This window comes from Aequorivita sp. CIP111184, assembly GCF_900489465.1.
Classification (GTDB): Bacteria; Bacteroidota; Bacteroidia; order Flavobacteriales; family Flavobacteriaceae; genus Aequorivita.
This window is the reverse complement of record NZ_UEFQ01000024.1, coordinates 91,172-111,040: the sequence shown is the minus strand read 5'-3', so window position 1 is coordinate 111,040 and position 19,869 is coordinate 91,172. Positions and strand designations below refer to the sequence as shown.

Below are 19,869 nucleotides of genomic sequence, written 5' to 3'. Positions count from 1 at the left end.
ACGTATTTTAAAAAAATAAGCGGCCCTTTCGGACCGCTTGGAAATGAGGAAATAGAATAGTGTTAATCTTCAGATTCGTCCCGTTCCACAGCAATTATGGATTGAGATGATTCAATATGTGGGGAATTTTCAAATAAATTCATTTTTGCTCCTGAATTTGAAAGCAGTATTACTGAAAAGTCATTTTGATCTGTAAGATTATTTTCCGCTACCATCATCTGCTTTATGTTTTGACAGTTTGCTAATCCTTGGGGCAAGGTTCCAAATAAATTGTTGTCGAAAACATTAAAAATTTCAATCTTTTTAAGATTTCCAAGGCTTTCAGGGATAGTTCCGCTTAGTTGATTACTGCTTAAGTGCAACTCCTTTAAGTTGGAAAGAGTGCCCAATGACTCCGGAATATTTCCATTTACAGAAGTTCCATTTATTGCCAAAACTTCCAATTGTTTAAGATTGCCCAATTCTGCTGGAATGATTCCAGAAATTGAATTGAAGGAAAGCTCCAGTCTTTTTAAATTTTCTAACTGTCCCAAAGATCCTGGCAAAGTACCGTTCAGGTTATTGAACAATAAATTGATACCTATTACCTTATTATTATCTACAGTAATTCCATACCAAGTTTCAACAGGTGCTTCAAGGTCCCATTGATTGTTCCATTGCGATCCATTTGTAGCAGAATAAAGATTTAGAAGAGCTTGTTTTTCTTGCTTGCTTACTTGCGCCAAAATTGTTGACGCTATAAACATACATATACAGGTAAGTGTTGCCTTTTTCATAGTTTGGGGCTAATTAATTGTTAAAGCGTAGTAAAAGAAAGACAAAAGAAGTTAAAACACAAAATTATTCGATGAACTACACAAAAAAAATCAAACTATTTTGAAGTCTTTAGTAGGAATTGTCTGTTTACTTCATGGATTCCATTAAAAACCTCAATGTTTAAGCGGTCTTTGAAGAGCATGCTACCTTTTAGTTGTTCTTCGGTTTTTCGAACCTCAGTAATGTATTGATCTTTATCACCATAAACATATATCACCTCGGTGGAAGATTTCAAGAATTCAAAATCTGAAGGTTCTAGTTCTTCAGGAATTCCGCCCGAATGAAGAATTAATTTATCACATTGAATTTTTCGGCTTGCCACCCATCGGGTTGCGATGGAAACACCTTGCGAATAACCTAAAATAATAAGGTTTGGTGGTGTATCAGAAACTTCTCTTTTAAAAACTGCATCCACATAATTCAAAATATTTTGTGTTTCGGTTACTGTATTTTCACGGGTAAGCCAACAAGCGCCCACGTGTTTAAATGCTTTGTCTTGGTAATATTTTGAAGGTGCTTGTGGAGCTATAATATAATTTTCATCAGAATCGAGTTCTGAAAAATAATTAATGAAATATTTGCTCAAATAACCCATTCCATGGAAAACGACCCAAACATTCTTAGTTTTTTCGGTAAATTTATTAAGTGTATGGTATGTATTTATAGTAGTGTAGGAAACCTCTTTTTGGATACTCATTTTGTTAAATTCAATTTTGTATTTTTACAAATGTAAACCAATACAATGAAGTACACCAACAAAGAAATTTTGGCCGCCTGTAACAAAATGTGTCAAAATACATTAATGGAAACCTTGGAGATTGAATTCACCGAAGTAGGTGATGATTTTTTAGTAGCCCGAATGCCTGTAACTTCAAAAGTTCATCAGCCAGACGGCGTTTTACACGGTGGGGCATCAGTAGCTCTTGCCGAAAGCGTTGGTAGTGCAGGGGCATTTTTATTTTTGAATTCTAAAGATATCGTGATACGGGGAATAGAAATCGCCGCCAACCATGTTAAAAGCGTACGCGATGGTTATGTTTATGCCCATGCCAGTATTGTTCACAAAGGAAGAACTACACAACTTTGGCAGATAAAAATTACAAATGACGAAGGGGCGCTCGTTTCACTGATAAAACTTACAACCCTTACCTTACCCAAAAACAAGTAATGGATTTTAACCTATTGATCGAGAAAGCTTCAAAACAATATAAGAATGAGTTGCCTTTTGTGATTTTTTCAATGCCCGAAAGTGAAAGTGCAACAATCCTTTTACAAAAAGATAACCACTTTTATACAGACGTAAAACTTACAAATAACGGTTTTGTTTTTGCTCCATTTGAATATAAAGAGACGGTTTTTTATATCCCTGAAAATGATTCGGAAATATTTCATTGCCAATACCTTAAAGAAGATATTGATTTAAACCCAGTAAATGTTTCAAAAGATATTAAAGAGAGGAATTTATACATCAAGTTATTAGACAAAACCATTGAAAACATTAAAAAAAGAAGAGCGCAAAAAATAGTAATATCACGCTATAAGGATTTTGTTTTGGAAAATTTTTCAGTAGAAAAGTTGATAAGGCAGTTGTTTTCAGTTTATTCTAATGCTTTTAAATACGTTTGGTACCATCCTGAAACTGGTCTTTGGTGTGGCGCAACTCCTGAAACGCTTGTTCAGGTTGAAAATGATTCTTTTAAAACAATGGCACTTGCCGGAACACAACCGTTTACAAACAAAGAACCTATATTTTGGGGACCTAAGGAATTAGATGAGCAACAACTGGTTACTGATGCTATTACTACAAGCTTGCAAAAGGTAACTTCAGTGTTAAAGGTTTCAAACCCACATACACATCGTGCGGGATCTTTATTGCACCTCCGAACAGATATTACCGGAATTCTTAAAAGAGGTAAAGCTACTTTAACAACTATTACAGCTGCAGTTCACCCAACTCCTGCAGTTTGCGGAAGCCCAAGAAAATTTGCAAAAGATTTTATAATTGAAAATGAAGGCTATGATCGGGAGTTCTATACTGGTTTTTTGGGTCCAATAATGGACAATGGAGCTTCCGCATCTTTAATGGTAAATCTGCGCTGTATGAAGATTGTTGGTAATAATGCACGTCTTTTTGTGGGTGGGGGAATAACACTCGGCTCACAACCGAATGAAGAATGGCAGGAAACTCAAAATAAATTGCAAACTATGCTACAAGTATTGAAACCAATGCTATAATATTTTCGGCTTCTTTGTACCTTTGTACTCCATGAAATTCTCTGATAAAATTCTCTCTCAAACTCTTGTACAATTATGTCTGGATAAGGACATTGACCACATAATAATTTCTCCAGGATCCCGCAATGCTCCCCTTACTATTGGTTTTGCTGAAAACCTAAGTTTCAAGTGCTTTAGTATTGTGGATGAGCGCTGTGCAGCTTTTTTTGCTTTGGGAATGGCACAGCAGTTAAAAAAACCTGTAGCAGTTGTTTGCACTTCAGGTTCGGCCTTGCTCAATTATTATCCCGCTATTGCAGAAGCGTTTTATAGCGATATTCCTTTAGTTGTAATTTCGGCAGATAGGCCATCTAATTTTATTGATATTGGGGATGGGCAAACCATCCGACAGGAAAATGTGTTTGCAAATCATATTCTTTACAGTGCCAACTGTGAGGAGGGTGAAACATTTCAGATTAAAAATGAAACCGAATTAAATATTGCACTCAATACGGCAATAGAACTTAATGGTCCAGTTCATATAAACATTCCTTTCTCGGAACCATTATATCATACGGTACAAAACCAATTGGTTTGGCCCCAAAATGTTCCATCTCGAGTAGAAACTAAAGAAATAACTGAAGATTTATCCACTTTTGCCAAACAGTGGAACCAAAGCAAAAGGAAGATGGTACTTGTGGGTGTTTTATCACCCAATAGTGTGGAACAGCACTTTGTGGAACAGCTTGCAAAAGATGAAAGTATTTTGGTGCTGTCTGAAACAACTTCAAACCTTCATCATGAAAATTTTATTTCAGCCATAGACCAACTTATCGCTCCTTTGGCGAAAGAAGATTTTGAAAGACTGCAACCTGATATTTTGCTCACTTTTGGCGGAATGGTAGTTTCAAAAAAAATAAAATCATTTCTACGAAGTTTTCCTCCTAAAGCACATTGGCACGTAGATTCTAAAAAAGCTTATGATACTTTTTTTGTGCTGAATCAGCATTTCAAAACTACTATAAACAATTTTCTTACTGAATTTCTTCCAAAGACAACAACTGCAAATAGTAATTATCAAAGCCAATGGCTTGCAATTAAACGACACAGATTGCAACGTCATGCTATATACGAGAGTCAAATTCCATATTCAGATTTTATGGTTTTTTCCAAAATATTCAAACAGCTTCCCGAAATGAGGCAATTGCAGTTGAGCAATAGTGCGACCATTCGTTACGCGCAGCTTTTTGATATTCACAGTTCGGTTCATGTATTTTGCAATCGTGGCACCAGCGGAATTGATGGAAGCACGAGCACAGCTTTAGGAGCAGCCTACGCTTCAACACTGCCAACGGTTTACATTACTGGCGATCTTAGCTTTTTTTATGACAGCAACGCGTTGTGGAACAATTACGTTCCGAAAAATTTTAAATTAATTGTTTTAAATAATGGAGGTGGTGGAATTTTCAGAATTCTTCCCGGAGAAAAGGATTCAAATGTTTTTGATACTTATTTTGAGACGAAACACAATTTAAGCGCGAAAAAACTTTCGGAGATGTATGGGTTTAGGTATTCAATGATTGAAAAAGAAGAAAGTTTAGAGCAAGAAATAAAAGAGTTTTTCAGTAAAAATGATGGGCCTAGTTTATTGGAGATATTCACACCTTCAACAGTGAATGATAAAGTGCTTTTGGATTATTTCAAATTTGTTTTATAAATAACCTTTTCCCCAGATTATTGCTTCAGTAAGATTATCAAAAACATGGAATGGTTTTTTGCAAAAATTAGATTCCAAATCAGCAATGGAACGTCCTACTTCGTTATAATAAACCAGACCTACAGCTTTTAAGGTTGGCACTTTGTTGAGATATTTATAGTCCATAGGTTTTATAGAATAAGAATGTACCCTATTTGAAATATAAACAAAGGTTTCAGCTCCAACAATAGTTAATCCTTTCAGTAAGACAGAGAAAGCTGTTTTATAAGAAAGTATAACTCCTTCATAGGCTTCAAACACAACAATATTATCATAAAAATAAAGTATACCAATATCTGTTTCCACTATTTTTTTTAAATGGAAATGATCAGGAAGGGTATGGGGAGAAATTTTCTGCATTTGAAAGTGAATTTACATCTTTAGTTTTATCTCTATATACGTGTTCTTCGTTTTTTTTCAAAGAATACAGTACCTTTGCAGCTATGATAAAACTGGGCGAATACAATACTTTAGAGATTCTTAGGGAAACCGAACCGGGTCTATATTTAGGCGATGACGAGGAAAATGTGGTGTTGCTACCACATAAATATAAACCTGAGGAATATGAAATTGGTGATGATATTTCAGTCTTCATTTATCTTGATAATGAAGAAAGACCCATAGCTACAACTCTAGATCCTTTTTTGCAATTAAATACTTTTGGATATTTACATTGTAGTGACGTAACGGAATATGGAGCCTTTATGGATTGGGGTTTGGAAAAACAATTGTTCGTTCCTTTTAAGGAGCAAGCACGACCTATGAAAAAGGGTAATTGGTACATTGTATATTTATATATCGATGAAAAGACAAATCGCTTGGTGGGCAGTAGTAAAACAAACCACTTTCTTAGTAATGAAACTTTGACCATTGAGCCATTTTCTGAAGTTGATATATTGGTCACACACCTAACAGAAAAAGGAGCTAATGCAATTGTAAATGGTGTTCATAAAGGGTTAATTTATATAGAAGATATTTTTGAGGATATTCGTACGGGTGATAAAATGAAGGCATTCGTAAAAAAAATTCGTCCCGACAATAAAATAGACCTTGTGCTGCAAACGCCAGGTTACAAAAGTATCGAGCCAAATGCCAATTTTATCCGTGAAGAGTTGGAAGCTGCTGGTGGATTTTTACCACTACACGACAAATCTGATCCAGACTCTATAAAAAATTTATTGGGAATGAGCAAGAAAAGCTTTAAAAAAGCAATTGGAACACTCTACAAAGACAAACAAATTACAATTAAGGAAGACGGTATAGAACTATTGTGAAGGCGTAGCATAAATGCCATAGTCCACATAGAAACCACTTCGCCGAGGGCGTTGGAAAACACCGTAGGAATAGGGCATAAGTTCTGGTCTTAAAAAACCTCGCGACTCTTTATAAGCTATATTTTTGACAGATGTTGAGCCATCTGCTGAATAACTGGCATTACCACCATAAACTCCGTATTCTCTAGGATCGAGTGAAATCTGAATGTTAGATTTTACGTAACTTTCATTTGAGGCCATTGCATCAAACATACTCACAGGTTCGCGGTAATTATCTTTGCTCAATTTAAAGGAAGGAAGTTTTTTGGAATATTTGTTCGTGAAATTTGATTCTGAAGGCAAGGAATTGGTCATCAAACTTTCAATTTCTGGAAGCTTAACAAAATCAAGTTTAAATTTGTTGCTCTCAAAATCCAACTGTGCCGAAGTGATCAGCGGAAGCAAAAGAAGAAGAAACAGTAGTTTTTTCATTGCATCAAAGGTATCAAAATTTGAGCCAATTTTAAATGGTTTTGTGGAGGATTGTTCTTGGTTATCAGTTCCTATGTCTGTTATAATTTTAATTTTTTCGCTATATTCTTAGAAAGCGCATCTTTATGAACTGTAATACTTACCGCTTTTAAGCGCATATAAGCTTCGCTGAAATATACATAACCACCATTTGCAACTCTTGTTTCATCAGTGCCCCAGCTATTTTTCACTTTATAATATTTTGTACCGTTTTGATCGCGAAGCAATCCTGTAATGTGCATTAAATGGTCATCGGTTGTGTCATAATTTTCAAATTCATCCTGACGGTATTCCTGTGTTATTTTCTTTTCAGGATAAATACCCTGAAGGGCCTTTATATTGTTTTCAATATTTTCGGGAATAACTGCAACGCCATCTTTGGAAGAAAACGTTTTTTCACTAACATCACAATCCAGTTCTACCGAAAAACCTTTTTCCAATGCATTGTCAATCATTGCCATCATTTCATCTAATGGAACATTATAAAAACTGCCATTGCTCCAGTTATCGGGGATGTTCAATATAAATTTTGAATAGAACGGAGCTTGTGTAAAACTGGTAATATTTATGTAATCTGCTGGCTGTATCTTGGTCATGGCCAAAAAGGTCTGCGGGGTGTATTGTTTTCCTTCAAACATAAAATTGGTTACGTTTTCACCGATATAGGCATCAAGAACTCCATCAATTGCTGCGCGCCATTTCTTGCTCAATTTCCTTCCAGGATTGTCTATGTATGTTTTGAGCATTGCTTCCAATACAGCAACCATTTCGGCGTGATTGTATTTTGTTTCTCCAGCAAATAATCCGCTAAAGGCTTCTTCGGGAACCAAACCATTTCTTTCTACAGAATTCATCACATCATGAGCCAAGCCACCTTCACTAAACTGTGCTTTCCCTTGACGCATAATAAAATTTTCGGCTTTTAGTGGATAGGTATTTCGCACTTGGTACATTTCACTTAAATCTACTTTCTTTCCAGTAAGACGAATTATTTCGCTTTCTAAAAATGAAGTACTGCTAAAACTCCAGCAAGTACCAGTAATTCCTTGACTTATCACGGGTGTTGCTTCAAGATCTGTGACTGTTGTGAATTTGTAAGCTTCTTGAGCTGTTAGGTTTAAAGTGAAAAGAATTCCGAGGAAAAGAAGGAAGCTGCGCATTTTTTATTGTTATTATTTATTTTTGAAAAAAGGTAATAAGAATAGAAAATAATAATAAACAATATCTTCTATCTTTGAAAACAAAAATAACAATTATGTCTTCACCCAATTGGAAAACCGCCAAAGAATATACCGATATAACTTATAAAAAATCAAACGGCGTGGCGCGCATTGCATTTAATAGGCCCGATGTGCGCAATGCATTTCGCCCAAAAACCACTGCTGAATTGCTAGATGCCTTCCACGATGCGCAGGAAGATATTTCTATTGGTGTCGTGCTACTTTCGGCGGAAGGACCTTCCTCTAAAGATGGTGTTTATAGTTTTTGCAGTGGCGGGGATCAAAAAGCGCGTGGCCATCAAGGCTATGTGGGTGATGATGGGTATCACCGTTTGAATATTCTTGATGTGCAACGATTGATTCGTTTTATGCCAAAAGCAGTTATCTGTGTTGTTCCCGGTTGGGCAGTAGGTGGTGGGCATAGCTTGCACGTTGTTTGCGATTTAACTTTGGCAAGCAAGGAACACGCAATTTTTAAACAAACCGATGCCGATGTTACCAGTTTTGACGGTGGCTACGGAAGTGCCTATTTGGCCAAAATGGTAGGGCAGAAGCGTGCTAGGGAAATCTTTTTCCTCGGAAGAAATTACAGCGCACAACAAGCTTTTGAAATGGGGATGGTAAACGCCGTGATTCCGCACGATGAATTGGAAGATACAGCTTATGAATGGGCGCAGGAAATTCTAGCGAAGAGTCCAACTTCAATTAAAATGCTGAAGTTTGCCATGAATCTTACGGACGACGGCATGGTTGGCCAGCAGGTTTTTGCTGGAGAAGCCACGCGATTGGCATATATGACAGATGAAGCAAAAGAAGGACGTGATGCTTTTCTTGAAAAACGAAAGCCAAACTTTGATAAAAAATGGTTGCCATAAATTGACGTAATACTTCCTATGAAGTCCAAAATAATTATATTTCTCTCTTGTATTAATTTATTATGTAGCTGCAACCCACACCCTTCCATTTATGGTACGTTGCAAAGTTCTAAATATGATGGATTTAAACATAAGGTTTATCTCATCCAACCACAAAAACTGAACGATTTAGCTGCTTCATTTTTAGGAAAAGTGATTGATTCCGCCTTGGTGGCAGATGATGGTAGTTTTGCTTTTCAAAACCTTCCAATAATTTCCCAAGCGACACTTTTTGAGGTTGCAGTGCAAAAAAAAGGAGACCTTCCCAATAAATTAAATAATGAAGATACCATCATTGCAAATTATATGCCTGTGGTTTGGCAAACGGGGGAAACCCTTCAAATTTCTGCAGAACTTGATAATTTTCAGAATAGCTTTCAAATTAAAAATCCTACAGCAGCTAATAAAGCTTTGCTAAAACTTCGCGATATAAAAAAGGAAGCTTTTCAGCAATACTTAAAAAACAAAAGTTGGGATGTGCATGAGGGTTCCCAGTTGCTAGAAAAAGAAGAAGCGCTGTTGAATTATCAAAAACAACTAATAGCTTTTGCTGAAAACACTAACCAACTGCTAGCATCGTTGGTAGCGGTTAGATGGGTAAGCCCCCAAAATGATTATGAACGAGTGCCAGAATTTCTTTTTCAGCAATGTGAAAAATGGAATGCAAAAACCCCCAATGAAGCTTGGGTAAAACAACTTTGTGATAAAGCCGAAACAGAGAAATTACCCCTGCTTAAAGGCGCTATTTTTCCAGATGTTGCTTTGCCAATGTTAAACGGCGACACGGTTTCTGTACATTCCAAATTCGGAAAAAAACTAACGGTTATAGATGTGTGGGCGTCATGGTGTGTGCCATGTAGAAAAGAAAACCGCGACGTGCTCGTGCCCCTGTGGGATAAATACCATAACCAAGGTTTTCAGATTTTAGCTTATGGTCTTGAAACAAATAAAGAAGCTTGGGAAAAAGCTATTGAAAAGGATGGTGCATATAGATGGTTGCACGCTTCACATTTACAAGGCGATGATGCTCCATTTATGAAAAGCCTGCGCATACAATCCATTCCTGCTAATTTTATTCTGGACGTCCGTGGAAAGGTAATAGCCAAAAATATCCATGGGGCATCGCTACAAGAATTTGTTTCAGATTATATGAATAAATATTAAGTCTTGAAAAAATATTTAGAAACCTAAATTTCTTTTTCACTTTCTACTAATTGATTTTGAACCCATCCCATGGCTTCGCTTAATGTTTCAAACACTTCAAAATTCTTTTTGTAGAACATGCTTTCCAAGTTGGCATTTGATTTTGCCAAATCGGTTTTAGCAACTATTGCCATAGCCACGAGGTTGTGGATTTTTGAAGTTTCAAGATAGGTAAGGGGATCTACGGCATAATTAAAATACCTGTTGGAGATATAAACCACTTTTTTATTTGAAAAATGTGTGTCTAGTATTTTGCGGAGTCTTTCATTGTGTTCAGGCGTTACAGTAACTCCTTCTTTTATTTGATTCACCAGAAAATTATCAAAGATAAATACTTCGGAATCTTTAAGATTATAATAATGAAACATACTCATGATTTGTGATTTGGTTGGTTTTTTAAAGATAAACAAGTTTTAAAATAATTCCTTGGAATAGTGTTCTTTTGCTTAAAAGAATATATTTGTTTTTTTTAAAAAAGCATCATCTATGGAAGAAACTATTACACTTAACGAAATTGAAAACACAAAAATAGAGATTGTTTCGCTTCAAAAGTTTATTATTCTAAACGTTATCAGTTTTGGGCTTTATTCTATTTGGTGGATGTATAAAACTTGGAAGTTTTTTAAGGAGAAGGACAATTTAGATATTATGCCTGTGCCACGCGCCATTTTTGCCATTTTCTTTTTAAATGGACTTTTTGAAAAGGTGCAGGAGTTTGCACAATCCAAAGATTATACAAAAACGTTTTCATCACTGGGTTGTTTTTTAGGAGTTATAGGGTTTAATATTGCCGGCAAATTGCCCGAGCCTTACTTTTTGGTTTCCTTTCTTTCATTTTTGTTTTTTTTACCTGCGGTGGAAGCTTTAAACTACGGTATCCGGAATAGTAATTGCTATGAAATTAGAGACACCGAAAGCTTTAACGCACGGCAATTAATATTACTTATAGTGGGCGGTATTTTTTGGGTTCTGGTTTTGATGGGACTTTCCGTGGAGTAGTATCATATTAATTTCTTTTCTGCAGAACAACCGTATAAATGTTCGTTGCCTTAGTTTATTTCTCAGCGGAAATATAGTGTTCTATAAATTTCAACACTTAAGTTTTTATAATATATTTTTTTGATAATCTGCTATTGCATATTGTGAATCTGTATAAACCAATAAGTTTTTAAAAATGAGTGGGTTAAAAATAATTTGAAATTATTTTTTATGTATATTTAGTATTGTTTTCAACTAACGCGAAAGGTGAAAAGCATATAGAGTAGCCAACATCTAAACCACTTATTATGAAAAAAATCACATTTTTATTTTTCTTTATTTCATCATTTTTTGCCACCTCTATGTTCGCGCAAAATTATGAATTGAGATTTGACATTGTTAACCATACCGGCCTTAGTCTTTATGGAATATATGTTACAGATACTAACACAAACAATTGGGGAGATGACATTATTCCCTATGATCGGTTTGAAGATAACACCATGGTAAATGTGAGCATTCCAATTGATAATCAAACCCTATGTGCTTACGATATCCGTATTGCTGATGATGCACAAAATTCTGTAGAATTTACGAATGTAGATTTTTGTGAACTTCAGGTTCTTACACTTTTAATGGATGAAAACGGGAACCTATATTATATAGTAGAATAATCGCCAAATAAAATATACAAAAGCGCCGGATGTTTTTCTTCCGGCGCTTTTTCTTTATAAATACTGACTATTCACTACTTCCCATAAGCATCCGAATGGACATTCTTCACTGCCCGTCCACTAGGGTCGTTCATATTTTTAAAACTTGCATCCCATTCCAAAGCAATCGGACTGCTGCACGCGACAGATGGAACAGAAGGCACGCTAAGCGCTGCGGTGTCGCTTGGGTAATGTTCCGCAAAAATACTTCTGTAATAAAACTCTTCCTTGCTGGAAGGGGTTTGTAGCGGGAACTTGTATTTTGCATTCGCGAGTTGTTCGTCGGTTACATGTTCGTTTACCATTTCTTTTAAAGTGTCTATCCAACTGTACCCAACGCCGTCGCTAAATTGTTCCTTTTGGCGCCACGCTACGCTTGCCGGTAGCATATCTTCAAAGGCTTTGCGGAGTACCCATTTTTCCATGCGCTCACCGTTAATCATTTTATCCTGTGGGTTGATGCGCATGGCTACATCCATAAATTCTTTGTCTAAAAAAGGAACACGCCCTTCAATACCCCAACTTGCAAGCGATTTGTTGGCGCGAAGACAATCATACATATGCAGCTTATCAAGCTTACGAACATTTTCCTTGTGGAATTCCTCTGCATTTGGGGCTTTGTGAAAATAGAGATAACCTCCAAAGATTTCATCAGCACCTTCGCCGCTAAGTACCATTTTTATGCCCATTGCTTTAATAGCACGAGCCATTAAATACATAGGCGTGCTGGCGCGGATAGTGGTGATGTCATAGGTTTCTAGATGATAAATCACATCACGGATAGCATCTATACCTTCCTGTATTGTAAATTTTATTTCGTGGTGCACCGTCTTTAAATGATCTGCCACTTTTTGTGCAGCAGCAAGATCGGGACTGCCTTCAAGTCCGATGGCGAAGCTGTGTAGCTGTGGCCACCAAGCACCTTCGGTATCTTCACTTTCAATACGTTTTTCAGCATATTTTTTTGCGATGGCAGAAGTAATACTGCTGTCTAACCCACCGGAAAGTAATACGCCGTAAGGCACATCGCTCATCAGTTGACGGTGTACCGCTGCTTCCAACGCTTTGCGGAGCTCGGCGATTTCAGTGGCGTTGTCTTTTACGTTTTCATAATCCATCCAATCTCGTGAATACCAGCGTTTCAGCTCGCCTTCGCGGCTGTCCAAATAATGGCCGGGAGGGAAGAGTTCAATTTTTGTACATAAGCCTTCCAAAGCCTTTAATTCTGAAGCAACGTAAAATGTTCCGTGTTGATCCCAACCCATATAAAGAGGAATAATACCCATATGGTCGCGGGCTATAAAGTAGTTGTCATTTTCAATGTCGTACAACGCAAATCCGAAGATGCCGTTCATTTCATCAAGGAAGCTTGCGCCTTTTTCTTTGTATAACGGCAGGATTACTTCGCAGTCGCTTTTGGTTTGGAAGTTATAATTTTTGAATTGTTTCCGAAGCTCAAGGTGATTATAGATTTCACCATTGGCGGCAAGAACCAAATTACCATCGCTGCTAAATAATGGTTGTTTCCCCGAAGTGGGATCAACAATGGCTAGACGCTCGTGGGCCATTATAGCTTTGGCGTTACTGAAAATTCCACTCCAGTCCGGTCCGCGATGACGGATACATTTTGCCATAGACAATACTTGAAGTCGAAGAGCGTCTGCTGGCTCTTTAAGTTTGAATGCACATACAATTCCACACATAATTTCTATAATTTAAATGGTTAGTTTTTTTCATAAAAAAAGCCTGTCAAGAAAAACTTGACAGGCCATATATCGCGACAAGTTTCTGTTACGGCAGCTGGTTATTATTGTTATTATTTTGGCTGAAGAAAGACATAAACTTGTTGTTTTAATAATTGAATTGCTAATTTAAAGCAATTAATTTAAGACTTCCAAATATTTGTTGAATAATCTTTAATTAATAGTTAAAGGAAATGGAATGTTCGATGAAAGGCAAAATTATCTAAGTTTCGGAAACTTCGACGGATTTGACTCATTCATAATTTCATAAACCTTTTCATATACATCCTCTACAGAAGGCTTGCTGAAATAATCGCCATCAGTTCCATAAGCGGGACGGTGGTCTTTTGCAGCCAGCGTTTGTGGTTTACTGTCTAAATATTTGTAACCACCCTGTACATCAACTATATTTTGAAGAATATAAGCTGAAGCCCCACCAGACACATCTTCATCAATAACAAGTAAACGATTGGTTTTTGCTACGCTTTTTACCATATCGTGGTTAAGATCTAAAGGCAAAAGTGATTGCACGTCAATAATTTCGGCGTCAATTCCTGCTTGTTGTAGTTCTTTGGCAGCTTCTTCCACAATTCTCAAAGTGCTACCGTAGGATACCAATGTGATGTCTTTTCCCTCCTTTACAGTTTCAACTACGCCTATTGGGGTTCTTAATTCGCCGAGGTTATTAGGCATTTTTTCCTTTAAGCGGTAACCGTTCAAACATTCAATAACCAATGCGGGTTCGTCAGTTTCAAGTAACGTATTGTAAAATCCTGCAGCTTTGGTCATGTTTCGCGGTACAAGAATATACATTCCACGGAGCAGATGAATCAAGCCACCCATTTGTGAACCACTATGCCAAATACCTTCCAATCTGTGACCACGGGTTCGGACAATCAATGGGGCTTTTTGAGTTCCGTTTGTTCGATAGCGAACCGTCACTAAATCGTCACTCATTATTTGAAGACAGTATAATATATAATCTAAATACTGAATCTCTGCAATAGGGCGGAGGCCACGCATAGCCATCCCAATTCCTTGACCAAGAATTGTGGCTTCGCGAATTCCAACATCTGCAACCCGAAGTTTACCATATTTCTCCTGCATTCCTTCCAAACCTTGATTAACGTCACCAATCTCTCCGCTATCCTCCCCAAAAATTAAAACATCAGGATGTTTGTTAAAAATTGCATCAAAGTTATCACGAATAATAACGCGACCATCTACTTCCTCGGCATCTTTGGCATAGGATGGAAGCACTTCTTTTATAGTCTTCGCATTTTCTTTTGCTTCACTGTAAAGATGCGCGCTATATTTAGGTTGGATTACTTCGAAGTAATTTTCAATCCAATCCTGAAGTTGTTTTTTTTCTGAAGAATCCTCTCCCACCACATATCGCAATGCTTTTCGGGTGGAGGCAAGTATGTCTCTGCGCAATGGTTCTTTTTCAGAAGCCAGCTCGTTCTTTAACTTTTCAATGAAGTTTTTGTTCGCGCTATTTTCGGCTAGGTTTCCAAGCAATAGAACAGCTTCTTCCTGTTCATTTTTCTGAGGTGCAACAAAAGCTTCCCAAGCTGCTTTTTTACCATCGCGAACTTTTTTCTTTATATCTTTTTCAATTTCAGAGAGGGTTTCTTCAGTTGCGATATCGCTTGAAATAATCCATTCACGCATTTTTACGTTGCAATCATTTTTAGCTTCCCACTCCAAACGTTCTTTGCTTTTGTATCGTTCATGCGAACCGCTGGTGCTGTGACCTTGTGGCTGGGTTAATTGCTGAACGTGTATCAAAACTGGGACGTGTTCTTCTCTTGCAATTTTTGAAGCACGGTTGTAAACTTCAATAAGTTCGGGGTAATCCCAACCTTTTACGCGAATAATTTCATAACCGTCTTGTTCATCATTACGCTGAAAACCTTTTAAGACTTCAGAAATATTTTCTTTTGTAGTTTGGTATTTCGCATGAACTGAAATTCCATATTCATCGTCCCAAACGCTCATTACCATTGGTACTTGCAATACGCCGGCAGCATTTATTGTTTCCCAAAAAAGGCCTTCGCTTGTACTGGCATTTCCTATAGTTCCCCAAGCAACTTCATTACCATTAATAGAAAAATTGGTTTTGTTTTCAATTCCTTTTACATTTCTGAAAATCTTTGAAGCTTGTGCTAAGCCCAACAATCGTGGCATTTGCCCCGCTGTAGGTGAAATATCGGCACTGCTATTTTTTTGTTGTGTAAGGTTTTTCCAACTACCATCCTCATTTAAACTATGGGTTGCAAAGTGGCCGCCCATTTGTCTTCCCGCGCTCATTGGGTCAGCTTTAATGTCGGTATGTGCATAAAGACCTGCGAAAAACTGTTCAATAGTAAGCTCCCCGATGGCCATCATAAAGGTCTGGTCACGATAATATCCACTACGCCAATCACCATTTTGAAAAGCTTTGGCCCAAGCAAGTTGCGGCACTTCTTTTCCGTCGCCGAAGATTCCAAATTTAGCTTTTCCAGTAAGAACTTCGCGACGGCCTAATAGACTACATTCACGGCTGGTAACAGCAATTTTATAATCGTTCAAAACTGTTTCTTTAAAATCATTAAAAGAAATCTCGCTGTTTGTCTTAGGGTTTGTCTGCATTACAATGGATTTTTATAAATGCAAAAATAGCGAAATCGGGCGTGTTTCGCAACGCTTTGTGATAGACAGATTATTTTTAAAAAGGAATGGTTTTATTGTTTTAATTCCTTTTGGAAGGAATAAGCTTAAGTATCAACAACCTAAGCAGGAGAATGAAAGGAAAACCGTGTAGTAAAACGTCAAACCAATCTGCGCCCTTCATTCCCACAGCGCCACCGAAAATCCATTTTAGTTTTCCCCAAAGGTGCGGTTCGGGAAAGAATGGGGCTAAACCCAAAGTGAGGCATAAAAGAAGAATGATTCGCCAGTTGTTTAGTAATTGCATTTGCTGAATAGGTTATTTAGTGAATTATAATTCGTCATTAATACCATCTTCTTGTAAACAGACCAAGCAAGGTTTTGGGACTTAATGTTACTATAAACCGAACCCTTTCATCATAATGTGACAATTGTGGTTCAAAGCCCAAACTTGAATAAACAGGGAAATAAAGCTCGAAATAATCAGCAACCAAACTTAGGCGAATTCCGCTATCAAAAACAGCGTTCGTGCCACGTGCTTTATTGTGTACAAGCCCAACGTCGCCATAAGCATAAATCCATTTCCAGATATTGGTGCTGGCATTTACGGTTGCAATCCAACTATTCGCGTATGCAGGTTCTAGTTGTGATTTAAAACCACCTTCGGCAATAATAAGTTGCTGGCTAAAAAGGCCGGAATCTTCGCTACGTCCATAATAATTGTAATCAAAAAGATAATCGTTAGGACGATCTAGAGCAAAGCTGAAAAAATCCTCATTTTCGCGAGTATCATTAAAAAGAAACGCACCGGCAAAAAAGCGAATGTTAAGCTGGCGATTGCTCAAAAATAGTTTACGGTATTCCAGATTCACAGAAATTTTACTAAATTTTGAAGAAATTTCATAATCCGCAACACCTCTAAAATAATTAATAAGGTTTGGGTTTGAATATACATACTGCATATTGAAAACACTGTAATTGGGTTCTTGAAGTGGATTGTTGGGGTCTTCGTCTTGGTAAACATTTACACTTCGCAGATTTATGAACTGCTTTTCATTATCTCGTAAATCTGGATTTCTGAAAGCAAAAGTGATGTACGGGGTAAATTTTTTGTAGAAAAGACCACGGTCGTAGGAATAATAATTTCCAGAGAAACCATATCGCATTGCATATAGATTTCCTTCATTTATAGTTTGTGTATAGCTTACAGAAGCTCTACCAACAAGTTTTTTGGAACGAAAACCGAATTGTGGCTCCAAACTGTAATGCACAGCTTTTGGAAGTACCGTTTTGTTGTAAAGCCTAAGTCCTGCCGAAACCCCATCATACAGATTATATTCAAAGATTGGCATAAAGAAAAACTGTGTATAGGTAGGATCTTCCACGTCTTGAAAAAGACGGAACTGAAGCGGTTTATCTAACAAACCTTCAACAGCCTTAAAATTATTCCGTCTATTATATTCCGGTATTTCTCCATTATAATTCAGAGCTAATTTGCGAATATTGGCTGAAGGTATTGTAATGGAAGAAACGCCATCTACGGGTTTTGTCCACGTTTTATATACAATTGTATCTTTATTGAGGCCGTACAATGAAACAGGAAGTTCAGATTTTCGGTTGTTTTTGATAAAAACTTCCAAGGAATCCCCTTTTTTTATAACCTTCTTAATTTTAAAATCAATCGTTGTTCTTGTATCTGCAAAATCTTCAAAAAACCAATTTATAGGAAGCTCGGTTTTTTCAGAAAGAAAAGCTTCAAAATCTGATGTTTTAATGGGTTTCAATCTATTTTCAGAGTAGAAATCTTTTATGCTTTTATTCAAAATATCGCCCCCTAAATAATCATTTAAATAGCGTAAGCCACTTGCTCCGTAATATCCGGTGGCAATGTTCATATTATATTTCAACAACGAATCCTTTGGCGTGGTTAACGACTGGTGAATATTATTGCGCGCCATATTAAGGTAAAGTATTGGATACTGATCGTTGAATTCAAGATCAGAAGCGTGCGCCCATCTAATTACCCACCAGTTGCTCAAGTTGCCTATTATCTTCATTTTTGGATAATAAGTGTCAACATACTCCATCATCAAATAAATCTGTAAGGCATCTTGCAGCCAATAGTCTTCGCGGGAATTTAAAACCCAAGTGTTGTCAATATAATGACGGGTTATGGTTTTTAACTGCTCCATATCATATTCAAAACCATCTGGAAAAGGACTTATAAAACTGGGTAATTGGTTAAGACCGTAAACTGGGTTGGTACGATAATCAGTTTCACTGATAACCATTTTTTTAAACGGGTAGGGCCCAAGTTTTGAATCTAAAAAATGGACAACTCTATCAATCATCAAAGCTTTTACGGGAGGGGTAACCTTACTATCTTCAAGATTAGTAACAATTTGTATTTTATCTGTTTCAATAGTTTGGAAGTTTGGACTCTTCTCAAGATAGAGAATGGCGTCTAACCTGTCTTTCCCAGTAAGCTCTATGTTTTTTACATTTTCAGAAATATTTTCCGAGATCAAATCAAATTCTGAAGTCACCGAATAATTCTTTGGAATATGAAGTTTTATAGAATATTCTGATGGTGTTAGAAATAAATCGTCTGTATTTTTATTGCTATAAATTTGCCATTCTTTATCATAAACAGCTGGTGAAATATACCAATAGCGCAGTTTGTAATCATTTTGCTTATCCACTCCATAACGTGTAAACCTGTCGTCAGAAATTTTTACGTTATATTCTAAATTGAAGGTGTAACTATCTCCGGGCTGTAGTGGTACATTGGGGATAATCTTTAAAATATCAGCAGCTTCACCACGCTGCCATTGTAAAGGAACAGTGGAATTGCTATAAATTTTTTCAATGCTTGTCTTTCCGCGTTCCTCGTCTTTTTCAAAATGAAATGCACTTTCATAATTTTCAGCAAAACGTTTCCCCAGTGGGGTTATTTTGGATGAAAAGCTATTGGCCCAATCAAAAAGAAAAATCTCTTTTAAAGTATCTGCAGAAGTGTTTTTATAAGTAATCTGTTGTTTTATGGCAATTGTTTTCTGAGAAGCGTTCAGTGTAGCATCAATTGTTATAACATGCTGCGCAGATACTTGAACAGTCAAGAAAAAGAGAATGATATATAAAATGTGTTGAAGTCTCAAGAAGTTTTTGTGAGCTTTAAAAGTTCGGACTTAAGTTATATTCGTTATAAAATTCATTCAAAATAGTAAGAACTTCCTCTTCGGTGTCTACCAAATGCACAAGATCTAAATCTTCAGCATTTACATTATTGTTGGCGTTCAAAAGTGTTGTTTTTATCCATTCAAAAAGTCCGCCCCAAAATTTGGTGCTTACAAGTATTATAGGAAATTTATCTATTTTGTGTGTTTGAATTAGCGTTAGTGCCTCAAAAAACTCATCTAATGTTCCAAATCCTCCCGGCATTACAACAAAGCCTTGCGAGTATTTTACGAACATTACTTTCCTCACAAAGAAATAATCAAAATCAATGCTTTTGTCACTGTCTATATAAGGGTTGTCGTGTTGCTCAAAAGGTAATGTAATATTTAAACCTACGGAAGTTCCTCCTGCTAAATGTGCACCTTTATTTCCTGCCTCCATAATTCCTGGACCACCTCCAGTAATTACTCCATATCCGTTTTCTGTAATTTTTTTAGCAATGCTTTCTGCTAATTTGTAATGTTCATGGTCAGGTTTTGTGCGGGCAGATCCAAAAATGGAAACACAAGGGCCAATCCGGCTCATCTTTTCATAACCGTTTACAAACTCACCCATAATCTTAAAAATAGCCCAAGAGTCGTTGGTTTTCACTTCGTTCCAGTTTTTTGGTACTTGTTCATTTCTCATTAATTTCGGTATT

19 protein-coding genes are annotated in these 19,869 nt (G+C 36.8%); 8 read left to right on the top strand and 11 right to left on the bottom strand.

The window, feature by feature from the left end; all coding sequences use genetic code 11:
* Window positions 1-62 precede the first annotated feature (62 nt).
* Window positions 63-776 (bottom strand): Two component regulator three Y domain protein, encoded by a 714-nt coding sequence (locus tag AEQU1_RS09740; protein WP_111880737.1) that lies wholly within the window; start codon window positions 774-776, stop codon window positions 63-65.
* Window positions 777-871: 95 nt separating this feature from the next.
* Window positions 872-1,513: an alpha/beta hydrolase gene (locus AEQU1_RS09735; protein WP_111880736.1), complete on the bottom strand. Its 642-nt coding sequence runs from the start codon at window positions 1,511-1,513 to the stop codon at window positions 872-874.
* A gap of 45 nt (window positions 1,514-1,558) precedes the next feature.
* On the opposite strand from AEQU1_RS09735, the gene AEQU1_RS09730 reads away from it, so the two are divergent.
* Genes AEQU1_RS09730 through menD form a run of 3 tightly spaced genes read left to right on the top strand, consistent with a single transcriptional unit; the run spans window position 1,559 to window position 4,747 of the window.
* On the top strand, window positions 1,559-1,984 hold the full coding sequence (locus AEQU1_RS09730) for a PaaI family thioesterase (protein ID WP_111880734.1): 426 nt from the start codon (window positions 1,559-1,561) through the stop codon (window positions 1,982-1,984).
* Window positions 1,984-3,051, top strand: coding sequence for an isochorismate synthase (locus AEQU1_RS09725; protein WP_111880733.1), 1,068 nt, complete (start codon window positions 1,984-1,986; stop codon window positions 3,049-3,051). Before AEQU1_RS09730 ends, AEQU1_RS09725 begins: the two co-directional genes overlap by 1 nt.
* Window positions 3,052-3,082: 31 nt before the next feature.
* Entirely contained in the window at window positions 3,083-4,747 is a 1,665-nt protein-coding gene (menD, locus tag AEQU1_RS09720; RefSeq protein ID WP_111880731.1) for a 2-succinyl-5-enolpyruvyl-6-hydroxy-3-cyclohexene-1-carboxylic-acid synthase, read from the top strand.
* Here the strand turns inward: menD and AEQU1_RS09715 are convergent.
* Window positions 4,742-5,146 (bottom strand): hypothetical protein, encoded by a 405-nt coding sequence (locus AEQU1_RS09715; protein ID WP_111880730.1) that lies wholly within the window; start codon window positions 5,144-5,146, stop codon window positions 4,742-4,744. The genes menD and AEQU1_RS09715 overlap by 6 nt on opposite strands.
* Window positions 5,147-5,229: 83 nt before the next feature.
* On the opposite strand from AEQU1_RS09715, the gene AEQU1_RS09710 reads away from it, so the two are divergent.
* Window positions 5,230-6,060, top strand: coding sequence for a S1 RNA-binding domain-containing protein (locus AEQU1_RS09710; RefSeq protein WP_111880728.1), 831 nt, complete (start codon window positions 5,230-5,232; stop codon window positions 6,058-6,060).
* Here AEQU1_RS09710 and AEQU1_RS09705 read toward each other — a convergent pair.
* Complete coding sequence (locus tag AEQU1_RS09705) at window positions 6,052-6,531, bottom strand: hypothetical protein (protein ID WP_111880726.1); 480 nt, start codon at window positions 6,529-6,531, stop codon at window positions 6,052-6,054. The genes AEQU1_RS09710 and AEQU1_RS09705 overlap by 9 nt on opposite strands.
* A gap of 80 nt (window positions 6,532-6,611) precedes the next feature.
* The gene (locus AEQU1_RS09700; protein ID WP_111880725.1) at window positions 6,612-7,730 is read right to left on the bottom strand and encodes a C1 family peptidase; all 1,119 of its coding nucleotides are present in this window, start codon (window positions 7,728-7,730) and stop codon (window positions 6,612-6,614) included.
* Between the two features lie 95 nt (window positions 7,731-7,825).
* Here AEQU1_RS09700 and AEQU1_RS09695 point away from each other — a divergent pair, with 95 nt between their 5' ends.
* Window positions 7,826-8,665, top strand: coding sequence for a 1,4-dihydroxy-2-naphthoyl-CoA synthase (locus AEQU1_RS09695; RefSeq protein ID WP_111880723.1), 840 nt, complete (start codon window positions 7,826-7,828; stop codon window positions 8,663-8,665).
* A gap of 18 nt (window positions 8,666-8,683) precedes the next feature.
* On the top strand, window positions 8,684-9,868 hold the full coding sequence (locus AEQU1_RS09690; protein ID WP_111880721.1) for a TlpA disulfide reductase family protein: 1,185 nt from the start codon (window positions 8,684-8,686) through the stop codon (window positions 9,866-9,868).
* A 23-nt stretch (window positions 9,869-9,891) separates the two neighbouring features.
* On the opposite strand, the gene AEQU1_RS09685 is transcribed toward AEQU1_RS09690, so the two are convergent.
* A complete protein-coding gene (locus AEQU1_RS09685; RefSeq protein WP_111880719.1) occupies window positions 9,892-10,281 on the bottom strand; it encodes a hypothetical protein in 390 nt (129 codons plus the stop codon).
* 112 nt (window positions 10,282-10,393) lie between these two features.
* Between AEQU1_RS09685 and AEQU1_RS09680 the strand changes: the two genes are divergently transcribed.
* Together AEQU1_RS09680 and AEQU1_RS09675 are read left to right on the top strand one after the other, a co-directional pair.
* The gene (locus AEQU1_RS09680; RefSeq protein ID WP_111880717.1) at window positions 10,394-10,906 is read left to right on the top strand and encodes a DUF4234 domain-containing protein; all 513 of its coding nucleotides are present in this window, start codon (window positions 10,394-10,396) and stop codon (window positions 10,904-10,906) included.
* A gap of 287 nt (window positions 10,907-11,193) precedes the next feature.
* Complete coding sequence (locus AEQU1_RS09675) at window positions 11,194-11,559, top strand: hypothetical protein (protein ID WP_146743739.1); 366 nt, start codon at window positions 11,194-11,196, stop codon at window positions 11,557-11,559.
* Window positions 11,560-11,633: 74 nt separating this feature from the next.
* Here AEQU1_RS09675 and asnB read toward each other — a convergent pair whose 3' ends face one another.
* The 5 genes from asnB to AEQU1_RS09650 all read right to left on the bottom strand — a co-directional run bounded on the left by asnB (window position 11,634) and on the right by AEQU1_RS09650 (window position 19,856).
* On the bottom strand, window positions 11,634-13,301 hold the full coding sequence (gene asnB, locus AEQU1_RS09670) for an asparagine synthase B (protein WP_111880713.1): 1,668 nt from the start codon (window positions 13,299-13,301) through the stop codon (window positions 11,634-11,636).
* Window positions 13,302-13,559: 258 nt separating this feature from the next.
* On the bottom strand, window positions 13,560-15,974 hold the full coding sequence (locus AEQU1_RS09665; RefSeq protein ID WP_111880712.1) for a thiamine pyrophosphate-dependent enzyme: 2,415 nt from the start codon (window positions 15,972-15,974) through the stop codon (window positions 13,560-13,562).
* A 100-nt stretch (window positions 15,975-16,074) separates the two neighbouring features.
* Window positions 16,075-16,299, bottom strand: a complete 225-nt coding sequence (locus AEQU1_RS09660) for a hypothetical protein (protein ID WP_111880710.1) — start codon at window positions 16,297-16,299, stop codon at window positions 16,075-16,077.
* A 37-nt stretch (window positions 16,300-16,336) separates the two neighbouring features.
* Window positions 16,337-19,150, bottom strand: a complete 2,814-nt coding sequence (locus AEQU1_RS09655; protein ID WP_111880709.1) for a metalloprotease — start codon at window positions 19,148-19,150, stop codon at window positions 16,337-16,339.
* Between the two features lie 16 nt (window positions 19,151-19,166).
* The gene (locus tag AEQU1_RS09650) at window positions 19,167-19,856 is read right to left on the bottom strand and encodes a TIGR00730 family Rossman fold protein (protein ID WP_111880707.1); all 690 of its coding nucleotides are present in this window, start codon (window positions 19,854-19,856) and stop codon (window positions 19,167-19,169) included.
* Between the last annotated feature and the right edge of the window lie 13 nt (window positions 19,857-19,869).

Bases quoted from the DNA above. Each gene is read 5' to 3' on its own strand.
- AEQU1_RS09660 (WP_111880710.1), bottom strand. From the start codon at position 16,299: ATGCAATTACTAAACAACTGGCGAATCATTCTTCTTTTATGCCTCACT.
- asnB (WP_111880713.1), bottom strand. From the start codon at position 13,301: ATGTGTGGAATTGTATGTGCATTCAAACTTAAAGAGCCAGCAGACGCT.
- AEQU1_RS09690 (WP_111880721.1), top strand. From the start codon at position 8,684: ATGAAGTCCAAAATAATTATATTTCTCTCTTGTATTAATTTATTATGT.
- AEQU1_RS09725 (WP_111880733.1), top strand. From the start codon at position 1,984: ATGGATTTTAACCTATTGATCGAGAAAGCTTCAAAACAATATAAGAAT.
- AEQU1_RS09650 (WP_111880707.1), bottom strand. From the start codon at position 19,856: ATGAGAAATGAACAAGTACCAAAAAACTGGAACGAAGTGAAAACCAAC.
- AEQU1_RS09675 (WP_146743739.1), top strand. From the start codon at position 11,194: ATGAAAAAAATCACATTTTTATTTTTCTTTATTTCATCATTTTTTGCC.
- AEQU1_RS09680 (WP_111880717.1), top strand. From the start codon at position 10,394: ATGGAAGAAACTATTACACTTAACGAAATTGAAAACACAAAAATAGAG.
- AEQU1_RS09665 (WP_111880712.1), bottom strand. From the start codon at position 15,974: ATGCAGACAAACCCTAAGACAAACAGCGAGATTTCTTTTAATGATTTT.
- AEQU1_RS09685 (WP_111880719.1), bottom strand. From the start codon at position 10,281: ATGAGTATGTTTCATTATTATAATCTTAAAGATTCCGAAGTATTTATC.
- AEQU1_RS09730 (WP_111880734.1), top strand. From the start codon at position 1,559: ATGAAGTACACCAACAAAGAAATTTTGGCCGCCTGTAACAAAATGTGT.
- AEQU1_RS09695 (WP_111880723.1), top strand. From the start codon at position 7,826: ATGTCTTCACCCAATTGGAAAACCGCCAAAGAATATACCGATATAACT.
- AEQU1_RS09710 (WP_111880728.1), top strand. From the start codon at position 5,230: ATGATAAAACTGGGCGAATACAATACTTTAGAGATTCTTAGGGAAACC.
- AEQU1_RS09715 (WP_111880730.1), bottom strand. From the start codon at position 5,146: ATGCAGAAAATTTCTCCCCATACCCTTCCTGATCATTTCCATTTAAAA.
- AEQU1_RS09705 (WP_111880726.1), bottom strand. From the start codon at position 6,531: ATGAAAAAACTACTGTTTCTTCTTCTTTTGCTTCCGCTGATCACTTCG.
- AEQU1_RS09700 (WP_111880725.1), bottom strand. From the start codon at position 7,730: ATGCGCAGCTTCCTTCTTTTCCTCGGAATTCTTTTCACTTTAAACCTA.
- AEQU1_RS09740 (WP_111880737.1), bottom strand. From the start codon at position 776: ATGAAAAAGGCAACACTTACCTGTATATGTATGTTTATAGCGTCAACA.
- menD (WP_111880731.1), top strand. From the start codon at position 3,083: ATGAAATTCTCTGATAAAATTCTCTCTCAAACTCTTGTACAATTATGT.
- AEQU1_RS09735 (WP_111880736.1), bottom strand. From the start codon at position 1,513: ATGAGTATCCAAAAAGAGGTTTCCTACACTACTATAAATACATACCAT.